The sequence below is a fragment of the Thioclava kandeliae genome (assembly GCF_040297545.1).
Classification (GTDB): Bacteria; Pseudomonadota; Alphaproteobacteria; order Rhodobacterales; family Rhodobacteraceae; genus Thioclava; species Thioclava kandeliae.
Map to the genome: position 1 here is coordinate 1 of NZ_JAYWLC010000092.1, position 580 is coordinate 580.

1 protein-coding gene and 1 pseudogene are annotated in these 580 nt (G+C 60.0%); one reads left to right on the plus strand and one right to left on the minus strand.

Going from position 1 to position 580, the window contains the following annotated elements; all coding sequences use genetic code 11:
* On the plus strand, positions 1-334 hold a 334-nt coding region (locus VSX56_RS20750; protein ID WP_350938335.1), incomplete at its 5' end, for a transposase.
* Between the two features lie 120 nt (positions 335-454).
* Here VSX56_RS20750 and VSX56_RS20755 read toward each other — a convergent pair.
* A pseudogene (locus tag VSX56_RS20755) lies at positions 455-580 on the minus strand (IS110 family transposase); the annotation flags it as partial.

Below are 580 nucleotides of genomic sequence, written 5' to 3' on the forward strand. Positions count from 1 at the left end.
CGCTGATCAGATGCGTCCGAAACTGCCAAAGCTGGCGACCCTCATGGACGGCGCCGAGGAGGATGTGCTGGCCTACATGACCTTTCCCCAGCAGCATCGAACGAAGCTACACAGCACAAATCCGATTGAGCGCCTAAACGGCGAGATCAAGCGCCGTACGGACGTGGTCGGGATCTTTCCTAATGAGGCTTCGATCCGCCGCCTCGTTGGGGCCATCCTGATGGAGCAGACCGAGGAATGGACCGTCCAGCGCGGTCGATACATGACACTGGAAACGCTGGCGCCAATCTGCGATGATGTCGTGGTCAGCTTGCCTGCAGCGCAGCGCGACTGATCAGCTCGGCCCGCCAGTCAGCACGAGGCCCGCTATGAGCTACACCATCAGTTGGGACACGATCTAACCATCCGGATTCCCAAGGTGAATCCCCCTCACCGATTAGAGCAACATGTATAACCGCCCCTTGCGGAAGATCTCTGGAGGTGGCGCTAGTGTGGCGAGTGCTGTGGCGCTCAGCGACCCGATGCCCGGAATGGTCATGAGACGGCGCACCACGTCAGTCTCTCGCGCAAGGCGATCGAT